The 18,208-nt window shown below is 68.5% G+C and carries 17 protein-coding genes; 4 read left to right on the forward strand and 13 right to left on the reverse strand.

The window, feature by feature from the left end:
• Nucleotides 1-68: 68 nt before the first annotated feature.
• Complete coding sequence (locus ACF8ML_RS24635) at nucleotides 69-1,133, reverse strand: serine/threonine protein kinase (RefSeq protein ID WP_016446558.1); 1,065 nt, start codon at nucleotides 1,131-1,133, stop codon at nucleotides 69-71.
• Between the two features lie 30 nt (nucleotides 1,134-1,163).
• On the opposite strand from ACF8ML_RS24635, the gene ACF8ML_RS24640 reads away from it, so the two are divergent.
• The gene (locus ACF8ML_RS24640; RefSeq protein ID WP_392408229.1) at nucleotides 1,164-1,916 is read left to right on the forward strand and encodes a 2'-5' RNA ligase family protein; all 753 of its coding nucleotides are present in this window, start codon (nucleotides 1,164-1,166) and stop codon (nucleotides 1,914-1,916) included.
• Here ACF8ML_RS24640 and ACF8ML_RS24645 read toward each other — a convergent pair whose 3' ends face one another.
• From ACF8ML_RS24645 to ACF8ML_RS24655, 3 genes are all read right to left on the reverse strand, one after another.
• Complete coding sequence (locus tag ACF8ML_RS24645) at nucleotides 1,917-2,333, reverse strand: organic hydroperoxide resistance protein (protein WP_016451896.1); 417 nt, start codon at nucleotides 2,331-2,333, stop codon at nucleotides 1,917-1,919. It lies immediately after the preceding gene.
• A gap of 67 nt (nucleotides 2,334-2,400) precedes the next feature.
• Complete coding sequence (locus ACF8ML_RS24650; RefSeq protein ID WP_016451895.1) at nucleotides 2,401-2,871, reverse strand: MarR family winged helix-turn-helix transcriptional regulator; 471 nt, start codon at nucleotides 2,869-2,871, stop codon at nucleotides 2,401-2,403.
• A gap of 102 nt (nucleotides 2,872-2,973) precedes the next feature.
• A complete protein-coding gene (locus ACF8ML_RS24655; protein WP_047218472.1) occupies nucleotides 2,974-3,789 on the reverse strand; it encodes a crotonase/enoyl-CoA hydratase family protein in 816 nt (271 codons plus the stop codon).
• Between the two features lie 212 nt (nucleotides 3,790-4,001).
• Here ACF8ML_RS24655 and ACF8ML_RS24660 point away from each other — a divergent pair, with 212 nt between their 5' ends.
• Entirely contained in the window at nucleotides 4,002-4,406 is a 405-nt protein-coding gene (locus tag ACF8ML_RS24660) for a helix-turn-helix domain-containing protein (RefSeq protein ID WP_016446553.1), read from the forward strand.
• Entirely contained in the window at nucleotides 4,403-5,731 is a 1,329-nt protein-coding gene (locus ACF8ML_RS24665) for a HipA domain-containing protein (protein WP_096914910.1), read from the forward strand. The genes ACF8ML_RS24660 and ACF8ML_RS24665 overlap by 4 nt, the downstream gene beginning before the upstream one ends.
• 81 nt (nucleotides 5,732-5,812) lie before the next feature.
• Here the strand turns inward: ACF8ML_RS24665 and ACF8ML_RS24670 are convergent, their stop codons facing one another.
• Nucleotides 5,813-6,661: a 3-hydroxybutyryl-CoA dehydrogenase gene (locus ACF8ML_RS24670; protein WP_126311268.1), complete on the reverse strand. Its 849-nt coding sequence runs from the start codon at nucleotides 6,659-6,661 to the stop codon at nucleotides 5,813-5,815.
• A 157-nt stretch (nucleotides 6,662-6,818) separates the two neighbouring features.
• Between ACF8ML_RS24670 and ACF8ML_RS24675 the strand changes: the two genes are divergently transcribed.
• Nucleotides 6,819-8,411, forward strand: a complete 1,593-nt coding sequence (locus ACF8ML_RS24675; protein ID WP_392408232.1) for a GMC family oxidoreductase — start codon at nucleotides 6,819-6,821, stop codon at nucleotides 8,409-8,411.
• 14 nt (nucleotides 8,412-8,425) lie between these two features.
• Here ACF8ML_RS24675 and ACF8ML_RS24680 read toward each other — a convergent pair whose 3' ends face one another.
• The 8 genes from ACF8ML_RS24680 to ACF8ML_RS24715 all read right to left on the reverse strand — a co-directional run bounded on the left by ACF8ML_RS24680 (nucleotide 8,426) and on the right by ACF8ML_RS24715 (nucleotide 18,186).
• Complete coding sequence (locus tag ACF8ML_RS24680; RefSeq protein WP_392408233.1) at nucleotides 8,426-9,247, reverse strand: ABC transporter permease; 822 nt, start codon at nucleotides 9,245-9,247, stop codon at nucleotides 8,426-8,428.
• A gap of 6 nt (nucleotides 9,248-9,253) precedes the next feature.
• Nucleotides 9,254-10,195, reverse strand: a complete 942-nt coding sequence (locus tag ACF8ML_RS24685) for an ATP-binding cassette domain-containing protein (protein WP_392408234.1) — start codon at nucleotides 10,193-10,195, stop codon at nucleotides 9,254-9,256.
• Between the two features lie 24 nt (nucleotides 10,196-10,219).
• Entirely contained in the window at nucleotides 10,220-11,503 is a 1,284-nt protein-coding gene (locus tag ACF8ML_RS24690) for a GGDEF domain-containing protein (protein WP_212645100.1), read from the reverse strand.
• Nucleotides 11,504-11,565: 62 nt separating this feature from the next.
• Nucleotides 11,566-13,062 carry an AMP nucleosidase gene (locus ACF8ML_RS24695; protein ID WP_016446546.1) on the reverse strand — a complete coding sequence of 499 codons (1,497 nt, stop codon included), beginning with the start codon at nucleotides 13,060-13,062 and terminating at the stop codon, nucleotides 11,566-11,568.
• Between the two features lie 3 nt (nucleotides 13,063-13,065).
• The gene (locus ACF8ML_RS24700; RefSeq protein ID WP_016446545.1) at nucleotides 13,066-15,138 is read right to left on the reverse strand and encodes a bifunctional diguanylate cyclase/phosphodiesterase; all 2,073 of its coding nucleotides are present in this window, start codon (nucleotides 15,136-15,138) and stop codon (nucleotides 13,066-13,068) included.
• 210 nt (nucleotides 15,139-15,348) lie between these two features.
• The gene (locus ACF8ML_RS24705; RefSeq protein ID WP_026062812.1) at nucleotides 15,349-15,852 is read right to left on the reverse strand and encodes a heme-binding protein; all 504 of its coding nucleotides are present in this window, start codon (nucleotides 15,850-15,852) and stop codon (nucleotides 15,349-15,351) included.
• A 157-nt stretch (nucleotides 15,853-16,009) separates the two neighbouring features.
• Nucleotides 16,010-16,651, reverse strand: coding sequence for a response regulator transcription factor (locus tag ACF8ML_RS24710; RefSeq protein WP_016446543.1), 642 nt, complete (start codon nucleotides 16,649-16,651; stop codon nucleotides 16,010-16,012).
• Nucleotides 16,648-18,186: a sensor histidine kinase gene (locus ACF8ML_RS24715; protein ID WP_392408236.1), complete on the reverse strand. Its 1,539-nt coding sequence runs from the start codon at nucleotides 18,184-18,186 to the stop codon at nucleotides 16,648-16,650. The genes ACF8ML_RS24710 and ACF8ML_RS24715 overlap by 4 nt, the downstream gene beginning before the upstream one ends.
• Between the last annotated feature and the right edge of the window lie 22 nt (nucleotides 18,187-18,208).

Genomic DNA, 18,208 nt, shown 5'->3' on the forward strand with positions numbered 1-18,208 from the left:
ATAGGGCGCAGGGGGTGTGGACAATTTGTAAAGATCTCTGTCTTCGGCAGGCAGGCGGCCCGGTGGCCTCAGGCGTATAGAGGCTCTTCCTGCATCGCCTCGATCTGCTCGTTGAGCATGTCCACCTGCCCGCGCCAGTAGTCGGGCGTGCCGAACCAGGGGAAGTTGATGGCAAAGATCGGGTCGTCCTGGCGCCGCGCCAGCCAGGCGCTGTAGTGGATGAGACGCAGCGTGCGCAGCGGCTCGATCAGGGCCAGCTCGCGTCGGTCGAAGGGGCGGAACTGTTCATAGCCATCCAGCAGGGCCCCCAGCTGGCGCGTGCGCTGGCTGCGGTCGCCCGACAGCAGCATCCACAGGTCCTGCACGGCCGGGCCCGTGCGCGCATCGTCCAGGTCCACGAAATGCGGGCCGCCATGGCCTTCGTCGTCCAGCGGCGTCCACAGCACGTTGCCGGGATGGCAGTCGCCGTGCAGGCGCAGCGTGCGCGCGCTGTGCAGGCCGAAGTGGCCGGCTGCGCTCAGGCCGTCGGCAGCGGGTGCCATCAGCTCAAGGGCGCGCTGGCAGGCGGCTTTCCAGGTGGATTCCACCTCCAGCGGAATCATTTTCCGGTCCAGCAGCCATTGCATGGAGTCGTGGCCGAAGGTGGCCAGGTCCAGCGCGGGCCGGTGCACAAACGGGCGGGCTTCGCCCACGGTGTGGATGCGGGCCAGGAAGCGCCCGGTCCACTCCAGCACCTCGAAATCGTCCAGCTCGGGCGGGCGGCCACCGCGCCAGGGGCTGACCGAGAAATCAAAGCCCGCGTAGCTGTGCAGCGTGGCACCTGCCAGCACCAGCGGGGGCACGGCAGGCACTTCGGCGGCCGTCAGCTCGGCGCTGAAGGCGTGCTCCTCCAGGATCTGATCGCGGCTCCAGCGGCCCGGGCGGTAGAACTTCAGCACCACGCGTTCGCCGTCCTCCAGCACGGCCTGGTAGACGCGGTTTTCGTAGGAGGCCAGGGCCGTGAGCCGGCCATCGCCCCACAGGCCGACCGAGGCCAGTGCGTCGAGCACGGCGTCGGGCGTGAGCCGGGCATAGGCGTGCGAACCGGCATCGGGGACGGCACTCAGATCAGGATCGTATGGTGTGGCAGACATGGGGCGATTGTCGCCGGGCTGGCTTAAGCTTTGCGTCCGCCCGACAACGCCGATCCGCCCGCCGTGCCGCTGCTGCCCCACTTCCTGCAATCCCATGCCATCGCCAGTGCGGCCGGGCCATCCGACGACTGGAGCGCCTGGCACCTCGGCCGTGGCCGCTATGCGGTCTGGGTGGTGACGATGCAGGCGCTGGCCCCGCCTGTGCGCGACGCAGTGCAAGCCGCCTGTGCGCAGGCACGCCACTGGCTGGGCGCGGCGCTGGTCCCGCACTGCCAGCGGCAACTGCACGTGACCCTGGCCACCGCGGGCTTTCTGGATGGCGGTGCGCAACTGCCGCAGGCCTACGGCGCGGCGCAACTGTCGCGCGACCTGCTCGCGCTGCAGCACCTGCCGGCCGCGCCGCTGCAGCTGGAGTTCGGTGGCTGGGGAAGTTTCGAGATGGCGCCCTACCTTCAGGTGCGCGACGGCAGGCCGGAAGGCTGCACGCTGCACGGACTGCATGGCGTGCTCGCGCAGACAGGGCCAGGGCTGGCGCTGACCGAGGCGATGCGCCCCTACGTGCCCCATGTGACGCTGGGCGCCTGGAGCGCTGCCTGGCCCCGTGACCAGGTGCTGCAATGGATGAGCGGCCTGCCAATGCAGGAGCACTGGCAGGCCGCCGTGGGCGAGATCGCGCTGGTCAGCTATGCAGCCGATGTGCTGCACGGGCCGTTGACCTGCCACGCCCGCTACGACCTCCTGGGCCGCAGGCTGCACTGGCTGCAGAGGCCGGACTGGGCCTGATCAGGCCAGAGTGATCTGCACGTCGATGTTGCCGCGCGTGGCGTTGGAGTAGGGGCAGACCTGGTGGGCCGCGTCCACCAGGGCCTGGGCGGCGGCCCTGTCCATGCCGGGCAGGCTGACCTTCAGGCGCGCGGCGATGCCGTAGGCGTTGGGGATGGTGCCTAGGTCCACTTCGGCGTCGATGGCCAGGTCCTGGGGCAGGCTGATCTTCTGCTTCCCGGCCACTGCCTTGATGGCGCCGATGAAGCAGGCCGAGTAGCCGGCGGCGAACAGTTGCTCGGGGTTGGTGCCCGTGCCGCTGGTGCCTGGCGAGGACAGGGTCACATCCAGGCGTCCGTCATCGGTGCGCGAGGCGCCGTCGCGGCCGCCGGTGGTGTGGGCACGTGCGGTGTAGAGGACTTTTTCGAGCTGGGCCATGGTGTCTTCCTTTTGCAAAGTTGTCCGGCGGTGCGGACGGGTGGAGGAAATCGTCTGCGGGTGGTCGTCAATCGCTGCGGCGCGGCACCAGCCGCTGGCGCAGTGCGCCCAGTTGCTGCGTCAGCGCCTGCAACTCGGGCAGCGTGCACTGCGTGCTCTGCAGCACGCAGGCGGGAATCTTTTCAGCCGCATCGCGCAGTGCCCGGCCTTGCGGGGTGAGCGTGATGCGCACGCGCCTTTCGTCCTGCGCATCGCGCACCCGCTCCAGCAGGCCTGCGCCTTCCAGGCGCTTGAGCAACGGGGTCAGCGTGCCCGAATCCAGATACAGCTGTTCGCCGATCTCGGACACGGTCAGGCCGTCGCGCTCCCACAGCACCAGCATCACCAGGTACTGCGGATAGGTCAGGCCGATGCCATCGAGCAGGGGCTTGTACAGCTTGGTCATGGCCAGCGATGCCGAGTACAGCGCGAAGCAGACCTGGTTGTCCAGGCGCAGAAGCTCGGAGCTGTCGAGAGGAAGGGGGGGGCTGCTGGGCATGGGTTGAATTATTGCTGTCAATTAAATTGTGCACAACTTAATTTGAAAAACCCCTTCGGATCGGAAGGTGAAGATCCGCAGGGGTCGAGGGACCGAGGGGGCCTATCGGCCCGTGAAGCGAGCGGGGCGTTTTTCGATGAAGGAGCGCACGCCCTCGGCCGCATCCTCGCTGCTGGCCAGGCGCTGCTGCACGGGAATGAAGTCGGCCACGGCGGCGGCCTGGCCCAGCTCGATGGCCTTGAGCACATTGAGCCGCGTGGCCACCACGGCCTGCGGGGCCTGGGCGGCAATGCGCTCGGCAATGCGCAGCGCCTCGGCCAGCTCCTCGCCGGCCGGCACCACCTTCTGCACGAAGTTCAGGCGATAGGCCTCGGCGCTGTCGAATTCGTCGGCCGTCAGCAGGTGCAGCATGGCATTGCCCACGCCCGCACGTTCGGCCATGCGCAGCGTGGCGCCGCCCGTGGGCATGATGCAGCGCTGCACCTCCAGCTGGGAAAAGCGGCAGTCATCGGCCGCGACCACGATGTCGGCGCCCAGCATCAGCTCGATGCCCACCGTGAAGCAAATGCCCTTGACCGCCACCACCATGGGCTTGGCGCGGCGCCGGTAGCCGACCAGGCCGTAGTCGTGCGGCTCCACCAGGCCTTGCGGGATGGCCTTCCTGCCCGAGCGCAGGTACTCCGCCATCACCGGCAGGTCCAGCCCCGCCGTGAAATGGCTGCCGAACGCATGCAGCACGCCCACGCGCAATTGCGGGTCGTCGTCCAGCCGGGTATAGGCCTCGGCCAGCTGCTGGAACATGGGGGGCGTCCAGCCGTTGCGCTTGGCGGGACGGTTGATGCCGATCAGCAGCACATGGCCGCGCACTTCGCAGCTGATGCAGCCTTCGGGCGGCGGGGTGGGGGTGTTGATGTCCATGCGTGTCTCCTGCGCATGGACCTTAGAGCAGGCCAGGGATGGGTGCAGTCGCGCAGAGGACGGTTGAAAACGAAATGAATATCTAAGCAATGCTTTCGTTTTCTGAGGTTTGGGAAGCTGATCGATGAAAATCGATAAGTTCGTTTCGATTCATTGCCAGCGCCATTGCCGATCGATAAGATCGAAACCATGCTTTCGATTTCATTGAAGCCATGAAGATCTCCATCGACTCTGTGGATGCACTCGGTGACGCGGTATGGGCCGTTCGCAAGGCGCGGCGCTTGCGCCAGGACGATGCAGCAGGCGCCGCAGGCGTGAGCCATGTCTTTGTGCGGGACGTGGAGCGCGGCAAGCCCACGGTCCAGTTTGGGCGCGTGCTGCAACTGCTGTCCGAACTGGGAATCGAGGTGCTCATCGACCTTCCCGAGGGAACCGAGCAGGCCTATCTGCAGCGCCGCCAGGCCAGGCTGCCACCTGAGTCCCATGGTTCCCACGAGTACCGAACGCGCCAGGGCGCACCGGACGGAGGGCCAGCCGCTGAAGTCAGGGAGGAGCCCGGTGCCCGCGACTCGGACGATGCGTTCTTCCGCACCGCCTTCGAAAAGAACAGGCCGTGACCGCACGCATCCTGGACGTATTCATCAACGGCCGGCTTGCCGGAAAGCTGGTCGAAAACAGGGATGTCTGGGGCTTTGCCTATGAGGAGGAGTGGATGGGCGACCCTCGCGCTTTCCCATTGGCGCCCGGCATTTCCTTGGCAAAGCGCAGGCACATCGACGGATCTACGCACCGCAGCGTCCAATGGTTCTTCGACAACCTGCTGCCCGAGGAAGCACTGCGCAGTGCGATCAGCAAAGAGCTGGAGGTGAATGAGCACGATGCCTTCGGCCTTTTGCAGGCCCTTGGCGCGGAATCGGCCGGATCCCTGGTCCTGCTGCCGCCTGGGGCGGGTGCAGCCGAGCGCGGCGCAAGGAGGCTGGAGTTCGGCGAACTGTCGCTGAGACTCAGGAACTTGCCGCGCACATCCTTGCATGCCGGATCACCCAAGCGCATGTCCCTGGCTGGAGCGCAGCACAAAATGGTGGTGCTGTACGACGAGAAAACCGCTCGCCTGCAGGAACCCTTCCAAGGGACGGCTTCCAGCCATATCCTCAAGCCGGACTCCACGGCCGAAGGCTATCCGCACTCGACCGTCAACGAGGCCTTCACCATGAAGCTTGCCGGGCGCCTGGGGCTTGATGTGCCGCCGGTACACCTGCTGTACACGCCCGAGCCGGCCTATGTCATCAACCGCTTTGACCGCGTGTTTGATGAAGCGTCCCAAGAGTGGCTGCGACTGCATGTGGTGGATGCCTGCCAACTGCTCGACCTGGCCCGGACTTTCAAATATCAAGGAGCCAGCATCCAGACACTGGCGTCGTTGATGGACCGCTGCCGCGAAAAGGCGCAAGCCCGGATGGGCATCTATCAGTGGCTGCTGTTCAACACCCTGGTGGGCAACAGCGACAGTCATCTGAAGAATCTGTCGTTCCTGGTGGACCGGGGCGGCGTCAGGCTGGCGCCGTTCTACGATCTCCTGAGCACCGCCGTCTATCACACGCGGGCTTACGCCGATGAACATGCGGTATGGCCACAGGAGCGGCTGACGGTTCCGCTTGCGGGTGCGGCCTTCTTTGCCGACGTGACCTACGGAAAGCTGCTGGCCGCAGGTACGGCCTTGGGCCTGACCCAGAGCACAAGCGGACGTGTGCTCGACAGGATGCTTGGCATGCTGGCTCCGCAGGCCGATGCGTTGATCGCAGAATTCGAGGCTGGCCAGCTCCACCAGCCTGCCGACTCTGCAATGGACCATTCCACAAGAAGTGCCCACCTGAGAATGCTCAGGTCGATACGTCACATCGTCATCGAGGACATGCTGGCGCTGGTGCGCAAAACCAAGTAGCGCGCGGCCACCAAAACAAAAGGCGAAGGCCAGCCTGAGCTGCCTTCGCCTTCGCCTTCGCTTGGCCTTGGGGGCGGTGTATCAGTAGCTGTACACGCCGCGGCCCGTCTTGCGGCCCAGGCGGCCGGCGGCCACCATTTCCTTGAGCAGGGGGCAGGCGCGGTACTTGCTGTCGCCGAATTCCTTGAGGTAGACCTCCATCACGGCCAGGCACACGTCCAGGCCGATCATGTCGGCCAGGGCCAGCGGGCCGATGGGCTGGTTGCAGCCCAGCTTCATGCCGGCGTCGATGTCCTCGGCCGATGCCAGGCCTTCGGCCAGCACGAAGAAGGCCTCGTTGATCATGGGCACCAGGATGCGGTTGACCACGAAGCCGGGGGCATTCTTCACGGTGATGGGGCTCTTGCCCAGGCGCTCGGACAGTTCCTTGACCGTTGCGTGCGTCTCGTCGCTGGTCTGCAGGCCGACGATGATCTCCACCAGCGCCATCATGGGCACGGGGTTGAAGAAGTGCATGCCGATGAACTTGTCGGCACGGCCCGTCACGGCGGCCAGCTGGGTGATGGAGATGGACGAGGTGTTGGTGGCGACGATGACGTCGGCATCCAGCAGGGCGTCCAGCTGCTTGAGGATCTTGACCTTGAGCTCGTAGTTCTCGGTGGCGGCCTCGATGACCAGTTGCGCGCCCTTGAGCGCCGCGTAGTCGGTCGATGTCTTGATGCGGGCCAGGGCGGCGGCCTTGTCGGCCTCGGTCAGCTTTTCCTTCTTGATCAGGCGGTCCAGGCTGCCCGAGACGGTGGCCACGCCCTTCTGGACGGCGGCATCGGAGATGTCCACCATGACCACGTCGATGCCCGATACCGCGCAGGCCTGCGCGATGCCGTTGCCCATGGTGCCTGCGCCGATGATGCCTACGGTTTGAATTGCCATGACTGTCAGTCTCCTCAAACGAACAAAGTGAATGCGAACGTGAATGCGATCCAGCGATCGTAGCGGGATTCGGAGCATCCACCGGGTTTGCCCCGGCTTGCGGCGCCGCGCAGGCGACTGCAACAGTGGATGGCTACACCGCAGGGGAGGGGGAGGCATGCTGGACTACATCGTGATCGGAGGCGGCTCGGCGGGCTCGGTGCTGGCCGGGCGGCTCAGCGAGGATGCGCAGACGCAGGTGGCGCTGCTGGAGGCCGGGCCGGCCGACTCCAGCGTGCTCATCCACTGTCCGGCAGGCATGGCCGCCATGGCCAAGGGCGGTCGCCACAGCTGGGGCCTGTCCACCGTGCCGCAGCCGGGCCTGGGCGGGCGGCGTGGCCACCAGCCGCGCGGCAAGGTGCTGGGCGGCTCCAGCGCGGTCAACGCCATGGTCTATGTGCGCGGGCAGCCGGCCGACTACGACCACTGGGCCGCCCAGGGCAATCCGGGCTGGAGCTGGAGCGAAGTCCTGCCCTACTTCCTGCGCGCCGAGCACAACGAACGCGGCGCCGATGCCTGGCACGGCACGGGCGGGCCGCTGAACGTGGCCGAGCTGCGCGATCCCAACCCGCTGTCCCGGGCCTTCGTGCAGGCGGGCGTGCAGGCCGGCCATGCGCACAACGCGGATTTCAACGGCCAGGCGCAGGAGGGCGTGGGCCTGTACCAGGTCACCCAGCGCAACGGCGAGCGCCACCACGTCGCCAAGGCCTATCTGGCGCCGCACCGTGCCAGGCCCAATCTGCGCGTGGAAACGGGTGCCCAGGTGCTGCGCATTCTGTTCGAGGGCCGGCGCGCCGTGGGCGTGGAGTACCTGCAGGGCGGTACGGTGCAGCAACTGCACTGCCGGCGCGAGGTGCTGCTTTGCGGCGGCGCACTGCTGTCGCCGCAGCTGCTGATGCTGTCTGGCGTGGGGCCGGGCGATCACCTGCGTTCGCTGGGCATCGATGTGGTCCACCACCTGCCCGGCGTGGGCGCCCATCTGCATGACCACCCGGATGTGGTGCTGGTGGTCGATGGCGCGCAGCTGACCGACAGCTTCGGCCTGTCACTGGGCGGTGCGCGCAGATTGCTGGCCGCCGTGGGCCAATGGCGCAGCCAGCGGCGCGGCATGCTGACCACCAACTTTGCCGAGGCGGGCGGCTTCATCCGCAGCAGCCCCGGCGAGGCCGCGCCCGACCTGCAGCTGCACTTCGTGGTGGCCAAGCTGGTGGACCATGGGCGCAAGACGGTCTGGGGCCACGGCTATTCCCTGCATGTCTGCGTGCTGCAGCCGGCCAGCCGCGGCAGCCTGCGCCTGGCCAGTGCCGACCCGCTGGCCCTGCCGCTGGTGGATCCGGCCTTTTTCTCCGACGCGCAGGACCTGCGGCGCATGGTGAACGGCGTGCGCTGCGCCCGCGAGATCCTGGCCCAGCCGGCGCTGGCGGCCCTGGGCGGGCGCGAGATGCCGGCCTCGGCCGGCGCGCAGGACGATGCGGGCATCGAGGCCTTCATCCGCAGCCATGCCGACACCATCTACCACCCCGTGGGCAGCTGCCGCATGGGGCCGGGGCCCATGGACGTGGTCGATGCGCAGCTGCGCGTCTACGGCATCAAGGGCCTGCGCGTGGTCGATGCCTCGGTCATGCCGCGCATCGTCAGCGGCAACACCAATGCGCCCACGGTGATGATCGCGGAGAAGGCGGTGGACATGATCCGCGCCGCAGCGCGCTGAAGAACGGCCGGATCTCAGGCCCTGAAGCGCCTGCGCGTCATCGCCAGCGCAAACCAGTAGGCCGCCACCGTGGTGGCGGCCAGCACCAGGCCGTGGCGCAGCGGGTGGGCCGGCCACTCGTCCATGAATAGCGGGCGCACCAGCTCCACGGCATTGGTCAGCGGCAGCCAGTCCGAGGCCAGGCGCACGGCCTCGGGCAGCTGCTCGCGCGGGAAGAACACGCCGGACAGGAACATCATGGGCGTGAGCACCAGGGTGAAGTAGTAGGTGAAGAAGTCATAGCCCTTGGCCAGGGCGTTGAAGATCAGCGCGATGCTGGAGAACATGATGCCCACGCACAGCAGCACGGGCCAGGCCACCAGCAGCCTGGGCGAATGGCTGATGCCCAGCGCCAGCATCACGCCCAGGATGGCGGTGACCGTGAACAGCGCCTTGAAGGCGGCCCAGAGCATCTCGGCCAGCAGCACGCTGTCCAGGCTGATGGGCGCGTTCATGATGCCGTCCCAGGTCTTTTGCACATGCATGCGCGAGAAGGCCGAGTACAGCGCCTCGAAGCTGGCGGCATTCATGGCGCTCATGCAGATGGAGCCGCTGGCCAGGAACAGGATGTAGGGCACCTGCCGGCCCGTGGCGCCCACGGTGACGTCGCCCACCAAGGCGCCCATGCCGTAGCCGAAGGCCACCAGCCACATCAGCGGCTCGGCGATGTTGCCGATCAGGCTGGGCAGGGCCAGCTTGCGCCACACCAGCAGGTTGCGCAGGAACACCGGCCACCAGCGCAGCGACAGGTCGGGCGGGCGCCAGATGCTGGGGGTGTCCGATGCGGGTTCGGTCATGGTGGTTCAGCCGTCGGTTCTGATCTGTCGGCCGGTGAGCTTGAGGAACAGGTCCTCCAGGTTGGCCGGGCGGTGCAGGGTGCGCAGGTGGCTGTGCGCGGCCAGCGCCTGCAGCAGCGGGCGCGCGTCGTGCGTATAGAAGAAGACGGTGTCGCCACTGACCTCGGTGCGCCCGGCCAGTGGGCGCAGTGCCGCGTCATGCGCCAGGCCCAGGGCGCCGTTGCCGTAGGCCTCGACCACTTCGGGCTCCAGGTGCTCGGCGATGAGTTCGCGCGGGCGGCCTTCGGCGATCTTGCGGCCGTGGTCCAGCACCAGCAGCCGGGAGCACAGGCGCTCGGCCTCGTCCATGAAATGCGTGGTCAGCAAGATGGCCTTGCCCTGCTGCAGCAGCCACTGCAGACGCTCCCAGATCAGGTGGCGTGCCTGCGGGTCCAGGCCCGTGGTGGGTTCGTCCAGCAGCAGCAGGCGCGGGTCGTTGACCAGGGCGCGCGCCAGGGACAGGCGCCGTTTCATGCCGCCGGACAACTCGCCCGGCCTGGCCGCGGCCTTGTGCGACAGCGCCGCGAAGTCCAGCAGCTGCGGTATGCGGTCACGCATCTGCACCGTACCCAGTCCGAAGTAGCGCGCGTAGACGCCCAGGTTTTCCGCGCAGCTGAAGTCGGGGTCCAGCGTGTCGTTCTGCGAGACCACGCCCAGCCGCGCCTTGATGGCCAGTGCATCGGCAGGCATGTGCAGCGGCGGCGAGCCGTCTTCGGGGTGGTAGAGAACATGGCCCGCATCGGGTGCCGTCAGGCCCAGGCAGATGCGCAGCGTGGTGGTCTTGCCCGCGCCATTGGGGCCGATCACGCCCAGGCATTCGCCGGGAGCGATGGAAAAGGACAGGTCATCGACCACCGTGGTGTCGCCGTAGCGCTTGCGCAGGTTCAGGGCGTCGAAGAGCGCGGGCATGGAGCGTTTTCCTGGGGTCCGGGGCTAGCGCGCAGGCTTGGCGGCCAGGGCGGGCCTGGCCGGCGCATCCGGCGTCTCCGGCGTCTCCGATACAGCTGGCGCATCGGCGCAGGCCTGCTGCTGCGGCGGGCTCAGCCGCACCTGCGTCCAGCAGTCACGCCCGCGGCGCTTGGCAGCGTAGAGGGCGGCATCGGCGGCGGGCAGCAGCATTTCCAGGCGCAGGCCGTCCCAGACCTGGGGCGCGTGGGCGCAGCCGGCACTGAAGCGGACTTCGAAGCCCAGCGTCTGCGTCGAGGCCTGCAGCAGCGCGGACTGCAGCCGGGTGCACAGGGTGTCCACACCGTCGTCCGTGGTGTAGAGCAGCAGGCAGAACTCCTCGCCGCCCCAGCGCGCAGCGATTTCGTCACTGCGCAATTGCTGCTGCAGCAGGCGGGCGAAGAGGCACAGCGTACGGTCGCCCGTGGCATGGCCGTATTCGTCGTTGACATGCTTGAAGTGGTCCAGGTCCAGCATCACCAGGGCCAGGGCCTGCCGGTGGCGCTGGGCATGCGCCAGCATGGCGGGGGCGCGCTCCAGCAGGGCGCGGCGGTTGGGCAGGCCGGTGAGCATGTCCTGCAAGGCCATGTCGCGCAGCTGCTGGTTGGTCTCGTCGCGCCAGGCCACCAGCACGGCCACCATCAGCAGCGTGCTGCTCAACGTGACCAGCAGGGCGAATATCTGGTTGGCGCCGCTGTCGGCCGTGAAGCTGGGCAGGAAGGGCGTGGCCAGGGCCAGGTAGCTGCGCACCAGAAGTACCAGCCCCATGAAGACGGCCACGCCGCACATCAGATAGCGCCAGCTGCGTGCCACGGGGCGGCGTGGCGCCAGGCACAGGCCGGCCAGCGCCAGCAGGCTCAGTCCGTGGGCGGCGCTGAACCAGCCGGTGCGCAAGGACAAGTGGGGCAGCAGCAGGGTGAAGCCCAGCGGCCCCAGAAAGCACAGCGCGATCAGGCCGCGTTCCAGCCAGGGCGGCCGGGGCCCCAGCCATTCGCGCAAGGCGCGCGCCATCTGCCACTGTGCCGATGCCGCGCAGGCTGCTGCGCCCAGCGACAGCAGTTCGCGCGAGAGCAGGCCTTGCGGCAGGCGGCTGGCGATGAGGATGAAGATCCAGGCCCCGGCCTGGATCAGGAAGAAATGCTGGGCATGGCGCGCGGCACCGCTGACGCGCCGCCCCATGGCCAGCGGCAGGGCGGCCGACATGGCCATCATGTTGAGGGCCACGACCGAGGTCATGGAGAAAAAATCCAGGGTGGGCAGCGTGGATGGCATGTGCGTCCCTGGATGGCGGTGCGAAGCGGGGCCCTTGGAAGAAGGTGGCCGGTGGCGGGGCGCTACTGGAACGCCACCTCCGCGAAGCTGCGCAGCTTGCGGCTGTGCAGGCGCTGGGTGCCGCCCTCGCGCAGGATGTCGATGGCGCGCATGCCGATGCGCAGATGCTGGTCCACGCGCTCGCGGTAGAAGTGGTTGGCCATGCCGGGCAGCTTGATCTCGCCGTGCAGCGGCTTGTCGGACACGCACAGCAGCGTTCCATAGGGCACGCGGAAGCGGAAGCCGTTGGCCGCGATGGTGGCGCTTTCCATGTCCAGCGCCACGGCGCGGCTCTGGCTGAAGCGCAGCTGGGGCAGGTTGTTGGGCAGCAGCTCCCAGTTGCGGTTGTCGGTGCTGGCCACGGTGCCGGTGCGCATGATGCGCTTGAGGTCGGGCCCGTCCATCTGCGTGACGTCGGCCACGGCCTGCTGCAGGGCCAGCTGGATCTCGGCCAGCGCGGGAATGGGCACCCACAGCGGCAGCTCCTCGTCCAGCACATGGTCCTCGCGCACATAGGCGTGGGCCAGCACGTAGTCGCCCAGCTGCTGGCTGTTGCGCAGGCCCGCGCAGTGGCCCAGCATCATCCAGGCGTGCGGGCGCAGCACGGCAATGTGGTCGGTGATGGTCTTGGCATTGGCCGGCCCCACGCCGATGTTGACCATGGTGATGCCGCTGTGGTCGGCGCGCACCAGGTGGTAGGCCGGCATCTGCGGCAGGCGCGGCGGCGGCGTGCCCAGCTCGTCATTGGGCTGGGCCGGCAGGCCGGTGCGGCGCGTGACCACGTTGCCGGGCTCGATGAAGGCCACGTACTCGCTGTCCTCCCGGGCCATCTCGGCGTGGCCCAGGCGGATGAACTCGTCGATGTAGAACTGGTAGTTGGTGAACAGCACGAAGTTCTGGAACCACTCCGGCTGGGTGCCCGTGTAGTGGCGCAGCCGGTGCAGCGAATAGTCCACGCGCGGGGCCGTGAACAGCGACAGCGGCAGGGCCTCGCCCGGCTGGGGGCGCCAGGTGCCGTTGGCGATGCCGTCGTCCATGGCCTCGAGGTCGGGCAGGTCGAACACATCGCGCATCAGCTGCCGGCGCTCGCGCGACAGCGTGCCTTCGATGTGGTCGTTCTCGGCAAACGAGAAGTGGATGGGGATGGGCTTGTCGCTCAGGCCCACTTCCAGCGGCACGCCGTGGCTCTTGATCAGCAGGCGGAACTGCTCGGCGTAGTAGCGCGAGAACAGGTCGGGCCGCGTGAGCGTGGCCTCGTGCGTGCCCGGCCCCTCGACGAAGCCGTAGGCCAGCTGCGTGTCCGCGCGTGACACGGTGGCCGTATGCATGCGCACGAAGGGGTAGTAGGCGTGGACGGGGGCGGCCGGGGTTTCACCGGAGACGAAGCGCTGCATGTTCGTGCGCAGGTGCTCTATCTGCTCCCGGTAGATCTGCTGTACGTGCTCCAGGGCCCGCTGGGGGTCGGTGTGCAAGGTGGCTGCGGCCCGTGAGGCCTGCGAGGGGTTGTGAAGCGAAACCATGGGCTATTGTCGTTGGACTGGATGACTGTTGTGCAACTGCCAGGCGCGCGCTCTGTCGGCCGGCATGGGCGGCGCCACAAGGTACCCCTGCATCATGCCGCAGCCCAGGTCGCGCAAAAGCTCCAATTGGGCAGGTGTTTCCACGCCTTCAGCGACGATGTCCAGATGCAGGCTGTGGCCCATCTGCACGATGGCGGTGACGATGGCCGTGTCGTCCTCGCTATCGGGCACGTCGGCGATGAAGGACCTGTCTATCTTGAGCTGGTTGATGGGGTGGCGGCGCAGATAGGCCAGCGAGGAATAGCCGGTGCCGAAGTCGTCGATGGCCAGGCCCACGCCCAGGGCCTGCAGCGCCTGCAAGGTGTCCTGCACCTGGCCGCTGGTGTGCATCAGCGTGGACTCTGTCAGCTCGATGTGCAGCCAGCGCGCTTCCAGGCCGGTTTCCTCCAGCACCAGGGCCACCTCGCGCGCCATGTTGCGCTGGCGAAATTCCAGCGCGGAGACATTCACGGACAGGGGTACGGGCCGCAGCCCCTCGTCCTGCCACTGGCGAGCCTGGCGGCAGGCCTCGCGCAGCACCCAGTGGTCTATGGCCGAGATCAGGCCGCGCGCCTCGGCAAAGCCGATGAACTCGCCGGGCAGCACCAGGCCGCGCTGCGGGTGGCGCCAGCGCACCAGGGCCTCGAAGCCCGCCAGCCGGCCATCGGCCGTGAAGGTCTGGGGCTGGTAGTGCAGCTCGAACTCGCCGCGCTCCAGCGCGCCGCGCAGTTGCTGCTCCTGCATCAGCATCTGGGTGGCCTGGCCGCCGTGGGCGGGTGCGTAGAACTGCAGGTTGCGCCGGCCGCTGTCCTTGGCCGTGTGCGTGGCGCTTTCGGCGCGGTTGAGCAGTTCCTCTGCGCTTTTTCCGTCGCCCGGGTACATGGCGATGCCCATGCATGGCGAGACCACCAGCGGCGTGCCGTCGATGGTGCAGGGTGCCTCGATGATGCGTTGCAGGTGCCTGGCCTGGGTCTCGGTCTCCTGCGGATCGGGATCATCGGTGAGCACGACCACGAATTCGTCGCCGCCCACGCGCGCCACCAGATCATGGGCGCGCACGCTGCCGCGCAGGCGCTGGGCGACCTCGCACAGCAGCAGGTCGCCGGCCTGGTGGCCCAGCGAGTCGTTGATGGTCTTGAAATGGTCCAGGTCGATGAGGAGCACGGCCAGCGTGCGCTGCTTGACCGAGGCCAGCGACAGCGCCTGGCGCAGCATCTGGATCAGGCGCACCCGGTTGGGCAGCTGGGTCAGCTGGTCGTGCTGGGCCAGGAAGTCCATGCGCTCCTGGGCCAGCTGGCGCAGCGTGATGTCGCGCACCAGCACGATGCGGTAGGGCCTGCCCCCGGCCGGCATGGTCTTGGCCTCGATCTCCACGGGAATGCGGTGGCCGTCCTTGTGCTGGAGGGCGCCATCGAAACGGTCCTCGCGGCCGCTGCGCATGTACTGCAGCGCGTAGAGGCGGAATTCCGGGCAGATGTAGTCGAGGATGGGGCGGCCGATCAGCTCGTCCAGCGTGTAGCCGGCCAGGCGGGACAGGGCCTCGTTGCCGTCGATGATGAGGCCGTCGCGGTGCATGACGATGGCCTCGGTCGTGACCTCGGTGAACTTGCGCATGCGCTCTTCGCTGTCACGCACCTTCTGCGCCACATGGTGGTGGTGGCTCACGTCGGTGATCTGCACCACGGCGCCCTGCAGCCGGCCCTGCTCGAAGTGCGGCATCAGCAGCGACTCGATATGGCGAGGCGGGCCGTCCGGCTGGGGCACTTCGCGCTCGTAGCGCACATGCTCGCCGCGCAGGCCGCGCTCCACCTGCGGCGCGATGAGCTGCCACACGGCCTCGCCCACGATCTCGCGCACGGTCTTGCCCACGGCCTCGGCGGGCGTCAAGCCGAAATTGCGTGCGTAGTTGATGTTGGCGAAGCGGCAGCGCAGCGTGCGCGCATCGAAATAGGCCAGCATGGCCGGAGCCGTGTCTGCTATCAGCCGCAACAGCGCATCATCGGGCCCCGTGTCTTGCGCATCGATGTTCTCTGGCATGCGTCCCCCTCGCTGGGGATTTATAGCGGAATCGCAGAGATTTTGATAGCGCTCTTGTGCGAGGGTGAGCGGCCGCTGACGCGTGGGGGCGCGTGCGGCTGTCGGGCATCAGGGGCCGCCGTGGCGGCCTGTCTTTTTTTTGCAGCGCCGCATCAAGGGCAGGCGCGGCCGGGCGCGGTGCGGCGCAGTGTGGTAGCCCTTGCGGGCGCCTTACTTGAGCAGTTCCTGCACCTGGCCCAGCGCGGCCTGGGCGCATTTGTCGTCCAGGTGGCCGCCAGGCGCGCCGCCGATGCCCACGGCGCCGATCACCTCGTTGCCCACCTTCACCGGCAGGCCACCGCCCAGCAGCAGGTAGCCGGGAATATTCACCAGGTTGGCGGCGCCGGGGTTCTTCTGCGCGCCCTCCATGATGGCCAGCGTGCTGTTCTTGGCCGATGCGGCCGTGTAGGCCTTCAGGCGGCTGGCCTCCAGCGTGTGGGGGCCGGCATTGTCGGCACGCTGCACGGCGCGCACGGTGCCGGCGCGGTCCACCACGGTGGCGGTGACGGCATGGCCGTCGGCGGCGCAGGCGGCCACGCTGCGTGCGGCGATCTGGTTGGCCAGCTCCAGCGACATGTTCTTTTCCGTGCGCACGGCATCGGCCTGCGCGGCGGTGGCGATCAGGCCAAGGGTCAGGGCGGCGAGGGTGGCGAGCTTGGTGGTGCGGCGTTGCATGGTCTTCTCCTTGGGGGTCAGGACGGCCCGGGACACAAGCCCGGACGGCATGCATGCACTGTAGAAAATGCCGTCGCCGCGCACCATTCGGACGGTTACGCGCGCCGCTGCGTAGAAATACGGAGAAGCCAGGCGCGCTGGGCGCGGCGGTGGAGCTTCAGGCGCCTGCCGCCGGATCGGCCAGGCTGGCGTAGCGGCGTATGAGCTGCGCCAGGCTGGGCGCATCCAGCTTGGCGAACAGGTTGGCGCGGTGCGTCTCCACCGTGCGGGGCGACAGCTCCAGGCTGCGGCCTATCTCCTTGTTGGTCAGCCCCTGCACGATCAGCCCCAGCACCTCGCGTTCGCGCGCGGAAAGCTGCGCAAAGCGCTGCTGGGCATCGCGGTCGGCCTGCTGGCGTTCGCGCGACTGCACATGCTGGCGCACGGCGCTTTGCAGCGCATCGATCAGCACCTCGTCGTCCACGGGCTTTTCCAGGAACTCGGCCGCGCCGGCCTTGAAGGCGCGCCGGCACATGTCCACCGTGCCATGTCCGGTGAGCATGATCACGGGCTGGTCCACACCCTGCTCCATCAGCCGGCCCAGCAGGGCCAGCCCGCCGATGCCGGGCATGCGCACGTCCAGCACGATGGCGCCTATGCCCTGGCGGTCCAGCCCGTCGAGAAAGGCCAGCGGATCGGCCCAGCACTGCACGCGCAGGCCCACGGTGCCGATCAGCAGGGCCAGGCTGTCGCGCACGGCCTCGTCGTCATCGACCAGATGGATCAGCGGGGACAGGTCTTGGGCGGGCGCGGCAGTCATGGGGTCAGTGGTTCCTGAGGGGCGTTGGGTGCGGCAGGTGCCGGGCCATGGGCCGCAGGCAGCAGCAGCTCGAAGCGCGCCCCGCCTTGCGGCGGGGTGGCGGCGGATGCGGCCAGCTCCAGGCTGCCGCCCATGGATTCGGCCAGGCTCTGGCTGAGCGTCAGGCCCAGTCCCAGGCCCTGGGCGCGGCCCGTGGCAAACGGGGTGAACAGGCGCTGGCGCATCTCGGGCGCCACGCCGGGGCCGCTGTCGTGCACGGCCACCATCAGGCGGCTGTCGCGGCGTGCCAGCTCCACCCGCAGATGGCGGGCTGCGGGCGGCTGCTCGTCCATGGCCTGCAGTGCATTGACCAGCAGGTTGTGCAGTATCTGCTGCACCGCCACGGGGTCGGCCTGGGCGGCGGGCAGATCGGCGGCCTGCACCATGACCTGAACCTGGCGGCGCCGCAGCTCGGGCTCCAGCAGATACAGCGCCTCGGCAACGGCCTGGCCCAGATCCAGCGGCTCGGCCTGGGGCGCCAGCCCCGGCCGCTCCACCAGGCGGCGCAGCCTGCCCACCACGGCCGATGCGCGCTTGGCCTGCTCGGCAGCCTGCCCCATGGCCTGGCGTGCGGCGTCCATCTCGGGCGGGTCCTCGGCCAGCAGGCGGCGCGCGGCCTGGCTGTTGGACAGCACGGCCGTCAGCGGCTGGTTCAGCTCATGCGCCATGCCGGCCGCCAGTTCGCCCAGCGTATTGAGCCGCGCCACCTGGCCCAGCTGCAGCAATTGCTCGGCGCGGCGGCGGGCCACGCGCTGGCGCAGCAGGGTGCGCAGCGCGCCCACCGCCAGCGCGCAGCCCAGGGCCCAGCCCAGCATGGCCGTCCAGGGCAGTACCGAGGCGTCCAGCGGCTGGCGCAGGTGCAGCACCAGCGGCTGGCTGGGCGAGGCCAGGGTCTTGCTCACCTCCCACGACCATGTGTTCCAGCCGTGCGCGGCGGCTCGGCCCGGCTGGATCACGAATTCCTGCCCGCCCAGGGCCAGCCATGCGCGCACCGGGCTGGTGGCGGGCGGCAGCGGCCACTCGTCGGCGGGAATCGTGGCGCGCAGGTCCAGCAGCAGCGCGTAGCTGGCCGGCAGCCCGGCCTGCACCAGGTACAGGCGGCCCCGGACCAGGTCGGCCAGGGCCAGTTCGGCCTGGCCGCTGGCCTGGGAGCGGCGCTCGGCCTCGGCCATGCCGGGCGGCCAGGTCTCGGGCCAGGACTCGCCTGCGGTGGCCGCGCGGCGCGCCACATCCAGCACCTGGGGATACAGGCGCGGCAACTGCTTCCATGAGGCCTGGCCGGATGCGGGTTGGCGCGGCTGCAGCAGGGCCAGCGTGCCCAGAACGGCGTCGTGCTGCACCATGCGCTGGCTCAGCAGCCGGTGGGCGATGCGGGCATCGGTGTCGAAGACCTCGCGCAGCGACTGCAGGCGCTTGTGCGCCAGCCACGCCGCGCCGCAGCCTGCGGCCAGGGCCCAGGCCAGCACCCACCCCGCTGCTCGCTGCCATCCATTCATGGCGCGGATTCTGTCATGCGGC

The sequence above is a fragment of the Delftia sp. WSY_10 genome (assembly GCF_043104705.1).
Lineage (GTDB): Bacteria > Pseudomonadota > Gammaproteobacteria > Burkholderiales > Burkholderiaceae_C > Comamonas > Comamonas tsuruhatensis.